Source organism: Nguyenibacter vanlangensis (assembly GCF_013376155.1).
GTDB lineage: Bacteria > Pseudomonadota > Alphaproteobacteria > Acetobacterales > Acetobacteraceae > Gluconacetobacter > Gluconacetobacter vanlangensis.
Genome location: NZ_JABXXP010000176.1, coordinates 1 through 5,131 on the forward strand (window position 1 = coordinate 1; position 5,131 = coordinate 5,131).

The 5,131-nt window shown below is 58.2% G+C and carries 7 protein-coding genes; all 7 read right to left on the reverse strand.

Translation table 11 applies throughout. From position 1 onward, the window contains the following. Positions 1-41: 41 nt before the first annotated feature. Positions 42-563, reverse strand: coding sequence for an LLM class flavin-dependent oxidoreductase (locus tag HUK84_RS09925; protein WP_246285591.1), 522 nt, complete (start codon positions 561-563; stop codon positions 42-44). A 14-nt stretch (positions 564-577) separates the two neighbouring features. After that, positions 578-1,585, reverse strand: coding sequence for an ABC transporter substrate-binding protein (locus HUK84_RS09930; RefSeq protein ID WP_246285592.1), 1,008 nt, complete (start codon positions 1,583-1,585; stop codon positions 578-580). Beyond that, positions 1,582-2,916 carry an LLM class flavin-dependent oxidoreductase gene (locus tag HUK84_RS09935; RefSeq protein ID WP_176640148.1) on the reverse strand — a complete coding sequence of 445 codons (1,335 nt, stop codon included), beginning with the start codon at positions 2,914-2,916 and terminating at the stop codon, positions 1,582-1,584. Before HUK84_RS09935 ends, HUK84_RS09930 begins: the two co-directional genes overlap by 4 nt. Positions 2,917-3,108: 192 nt before the next feature. Further along, positions 3,109-3,378, reverse strand: coding sequence for a hypothetical protein (locus HUK84_RS09940; protein ID WP_218064304.1), 270 nt, complete (start codon positions 3,376-3,378; stop codon positions 3,109-3,111). A gap of 35 nt (positions 3,379-3,413) precedes the next feature. Beyond that, the gene (locus HUK84_RS09945) at positions 3,414-3,986 is read right to left on the reverse strand and encodes a cysteine hydrolase family protein (RefSeq protein ID WP_176640149.1); all 573 of its coding nucleotides are present in this window, start codon (positions 3,984-3,986) and stop codon (positions 3,414-3,416) included. Between the two features lie 149 nt (positions 3,987-4,135). After that, a complete protein-coding gene (locus HUK84_RS09950; protein ID WP_176640150.1) occupies positions 4,136-4,687 on the reverse strand; it encodes a substrate-binding domain-containing protein in 552 nt (183 codons plus the stop codon). Beyond that, positions 4,641-5,063 (reverse strand): LysR family transcriptional regulator, encoded by a 423-nt coding sequence (locus HUK84_RS23775; RefSeq protein ID WP_176640153.1) that lies wholly within the window; start codon positions 5,061-5,063, stop codon positions 4,641-4,643. The genes HUK84_RS09950 and HUK84_RS23775 overlap by 47 nt, the downstream gene beginning before the upstream one ends. Positions 5,064-5,131: the final 68 nt, after the last annotated feature.

Genomic DNA, 5,131 nt, shown 5'->3' on the forward strand with positions numbered 1-5,131 from the left:
TCTGCGCCTCGGTGAACTTCGATGCCTTCATGGAACTCTCCTCATCCCGAGCACGGGATCATAAGTGGAAAATTCCAACTCGAACTGGTCCAATTTTCGGGGAGCACGTCATGGTCGGCATGGTCGACATGGCAAGGTAGGTTGAAATTCTCGCCGCCGCCGGTCGCGGTCACCACGTTCCAGCCCGCGCGCCCACCGCTCAGTCGGTCCAGAGAGGCGATACGCCGGGCAAGGTTGTAGGGCTCGTTGAAGGTCGTGCTGGCCGTGCCGATCTGGCCGATATGACGCGACGTGACGGCCAGCGCCGTCAGAAGCGTGAATGTATCCCAGCGCGGCAGGCCCCGGCTGTTGGCCACGGCTGAGGGATCAGGCACCGGCAGGACGTTGTCGTAGAGGAAGAGGCTGTCGAATCGCCCCTGTTCCAGAAGATCAGCATACGAGCGGTAGCGTGCGAAGTCGATATCCGCGTCGATATCCTCGTCCGGTGCGCGCCACGCATCCCCGTTGGTGGCTGAGCCGGTCAGATAGGCGCCGAGGGCGAAGGAGCCTCCGGGAGGAGACATCGGGCGGATGCCGTTCAGGGTTGGAAGGTGAAACTGGGATCGACGATGCCGGCGGTATCGAGCCGGCGCGGGACCATGCGGGTCTCGGCCATGAAATCGGAGACCTGCTGCTGTTTGGCGATGATGTCGGGGGTAAGGGGCACCACGGTACCGACCAGGCCCCTGACGACATCACGGGCGACGGGAAGGGGCAGGCCGACATCGCGGCCCCAGACCTCGGCATAGGCGTCCTGATGCGTCAGCATCCACCGATGCGCGGCGCGGAAGCGGCGAAGATACGCTGTCAGGTTGTCCCATCTGTTCCGTAGCGCCGCTTCGGTTGCCACGACGTAGCTGAGGCCGCTCATCAGCTTGCCGCCATTGACGATCTCGCGCGCGCCATCGGCGATCTTCGCGTCCGAGATATAGGGCCCCCAGGTGGCCCAGGCGTCGACGGCGCCGCTCTGCAGGGCCAGCTTGGCCGAAACCGGCGGAATGAAGACGAACGCGACGTCATCATCCTTCATACCCGCCGCGCGCAGGGCTGCCAGGGTCAGGTAATGGCCGGTCTGGGCACGCAGGGTCGCCACACGCTTCCCCTTCAGGTCGCGCACGCTCCGGAGCGGGCTATTCTTTGCCACGACGATGGCGGTGGTCGTGCCGTCGGTCTGGATACCGGCAATCGCCTTCACCGGCACCCCGCCCGCCTGGGCGAAAACAAGAGGCGCGTCCCCAATCACCCCGGCGTCCACGGCGTTCGCGGCCAGCGCCTGGATCAGCATCGGCGCGCCGGCGAACAGGCTCCATTGCACGGGCAGGGCTCCATCGGTCGTCATCCCCGCCGCCTCCAGCAGCGAACGCGCGCCGCCTTTCTGGTCACCGATACGCAGCGGCGTATCCGCCCATGCCCGAGGGCGGTCCAGCCCAAATGAGGAGAGCAGGCCGGATGCGACACCCAGGGCACCAAGGACATGCCTGCGGCTTGGGCCAGTGGGTTCCAGTAGTTCGGCCATGTCCGTTCCAGTCACGTCCTGCATGGTCATCCGGCCTGTTTCCCTTTGTCCGCCGCGTGACGGTTGACCGGGTAGGCCAGGCCGAGATTGCCCCGGAGAGTCGTCTGTTCGTAGTTACTGCGCAGTAGCTTGCGTTCCTGAAGGATCGGGACGACCAGATCCACGAAGGCTTCCAACTGCCCAGGCAGAGTTTCGAACAGATTGAAACCGTCCGCACCGCCCTGTTCAACCCAGCGTTGCAGGGCGTCGGCCACAATCTGCGGACCGCCGACGAAATCGCCCCGTGGGGTCGCCAGTTCCCTGGCGATCTGCCGGATGGAGAGATTGCCGCGCCGCACGCGTGCCAGGATGCGCTGTGCGGCGCTCTGGTTGCTCTGTTGTCCGATCGCGGCAACGTCGGGAAATGGGCCGTCCAGGTCGTAAGCGCGGAAATCATGGTCGCTGAACGCCCGCGACAGGAAACCAAGCCCGGTGTCCAATGAGGTCAGTCCGACCAGTTCCTGGTAGAGCCGTTCGGCATCCGCGTCCGTCCGTCCCACGATCGGCGCGATCCCGGGCAGGATCAGGGGCAGGCCGGCTTCCCGTCCCAGCCGCGCGGCCCTTGCCTTGACGTCATGGTAATAGGTCTGGGCTTCCTCCAGGTCCTGCGGGCCGCAAAAAACGACTTCGGCATGCCGAGCAGCGAAATCGCGCCCGTCCTCCGACGCCCCCGCCTGGAAGATGACCGGTTGCCCCTGGGGCGACCGGCCGATATTCAGCGGGCCCCGTACCTGGAAATACGGGCCGGCATGGTCCAGGCGATGCAGCTTGGCGGGATCCAGAAAGATGCCGTGTTCCTTGTCGCCGACCAGTGCATCGTCTTCCCAGCTATCCCACAGCCCCTGCACCACGGCCAGATGCTCGGCGGCAATGCGGTAGCGTTCATGGTGGGGCGGATGGGCGGTGCGGCTGAAATTTGCGGCGGTGTCCCCCAGCCAGGAGGTCACGACATTCCATCCCGCCCGGCCGCCGCTGATATGATCGAGCGAGGCGAATTGTCGGGCCACGTTGAAAGGCTCGGAATAGCTGACGCTCAGCGTGCCCACCAGGCCGATATGCTCCGTCGAGGCTGCCAGCGCCGAGAGGATGGTCAGCGGTTCGAAGCGGTTGAGGTAATGAGGGCTGGATTTTTCGTTGATCGACAGGCTGTCGGCAACGAAGAGGAAATCGAACTTCCCCCGTTCCGCTGTCTGCGCCTGCTGGCGGTAGAAACGGATATTCGTGCTGGCGCGGACGTCGCGATCAGGGTGGCGCCAATCATCCCAGGTGCGCCCAACTCCGTGAAGGATCAAGCCGAGCTTGATGTGTCGATCCTGCGTCATGTCCCATCCTGGTCTTTCGTTGTGCGCAGCGTGGGCGGCGGATGACGGCAGGACCAGCGAGAAATCATCAATTGCATGATGGATGAAACTAATCGATCATGATCTTATCATATGGGGAACAAGGTATCGCCTTAAATTAACGAAAAAATCGACCATTGAGAAACCGTGGAAATATCGAAGTTTCTACACTATTCATGTTCTCTTGCCGTGCTCGTATAACCAACCTACGTTTTTTCTGGCAGCGGCGAGTGCCATCTCTCTCGATGTGTACGCGACGTCAGAATAATAACTTATTGGTGTCCACGCTCCTTCGTCTTCTGGATCGCGACGAAATTCCTCAAAACCATATGTGCCATCGGGACGAGAAAATAGGTCAACACATCTGTTGTGTTCGGCATTTTCAATGCTGTCCATAACTAACCAAGATTTATCTATTCGTTTTGACATGGCGTGCGGACTCATTTGTCTGTCATTCGATTGTCCAGTTATCTGACAATCTACAGTGCAGATACGTTTTCGATTTTTATGATGCTCGATATCACGCCGAGGTCGCCCATGGACGTCTTATGTTCCTCTTCGGTCGCTGCTGCACAGGCATCCTCAAGGACAAGTATATCATAGTCACGGTCATGTGCATCCCGTACCGTGCTCTGCACAGCCCAGGTGCTGCTGACGCCGGCTACGATAAGTCGACTAATTTTATTTGAACGGAGAACGGCTTCAAGTTTCGTGCAGTAGAAAGGGCTCACCCTGGGCTTTTCGACAATAATGTCTGAAAGATCAACGCGTAAATCGGGATGGAAATCCGTTCCGGCTGTACCAAGTTCGATCGCCCCGAACTTATGAGCTTGGCCGAACAACAAAGAGTTCTTGGTCTGCTCGACATATCCTTTTCCAAATCCAACCTTTACGAGAATGTTCAACCATTGTTTGGCTTTAGCCATCTCGAGTGCTTGGTTAGCTTTTGAAATGATTCCTCGTTGCTCTACTTGTCCGGCGACGCCGGATATTTTTCCGGAAGGATGGGCAATATCCATAATATAATCGAGTCCGATAAAGGCTGTAGACATATCTCGTTCCTTTATTATGCAGAACGCAGCCATCGTAGAAGATGAGCGACAGTGTTCCGGGTCTGACGGCGGCCTCATGTTTCGAGTAATTCATAGGCGCTGACGACTGACGGATCGAGGGTGCAGATATGTCCACGTGGTTGGTTTTTCTAACCGATCGCGTCCGATGTGAGCCTGGGGCGCAACCAATCCAGGTAGGTACGCATGGATTTTGTCTCCGGGAACTCTGACATAGTATAGAAATTTACCTGTCTTACGAGCGCAGTCGAACCAAAGCCGGGTAGAACTTTGATGCGGTTGGTGCTCAGTTCCTCTCGCATGATCGACGGAAACATCAGGGCAATTCCTAAACCGTCGACAGCGGCCTGAAGTGCAGCCAGTGGGGACGATAGCCACGTAATGCGCGGTGCCGGAGCAGCCATATTGTATTCTGTGCGAAAGAAGCGCTCCCAATCATTACGCCAACTCGGCGCGTCGACGCCTAGCAGGCGCCATTGAGCTTCCGGGATACGGAATTTCATTTTTGATATCTCTTTTGAAAGAGATGGGGACGCGATGGGTATAATCTGTTCGCTAATTAGGGATTCATGGCGAATGTTAATATTGTCGTCGATCTCGAAGAAAAATGCTCCATCAATTGTTCCATCTGATAATTCATTCAGAGTGGTCGGGGTAACCATTCGTACTGTAATAGAAGGCACGGAATGCGTCGAGATGAGGAAGAATGAGTCTTACGGCAATGCTGGATGAGGCGCCGATATGAAGGATATTGGACGAGTTTCGCCGAGTCAAAGTATGTGTCTCTGCTGAGATCACCTGAAATGCACGGTCCACTTCTGCTGCATAGGCTTCCGCCGCTTTCGTCAAGCGTAGGGAGCGAGAGCGTCGATCAAACAGCCGGACGCCGAGCGTGCCTTCCAGCCTCTGAATCTGTTGAGTGAGGGCCGCGTGGCCGACCCCCGCTTCTTCGGCCGCAGCACGGATGCCACCAGCGCGCGTGACAAGCCAGAACGCGCGAAGAGCGTGGAGCGGAGGTATCCACCCGGTGAAGGACGCCTTGCAGGGGTGAAGTGTGATTTCTGATCTTAAGAGCGAGCTTAAGGACGTTTTTAAGAGCGGAAGATCGGATGGAAATCATCACGGGA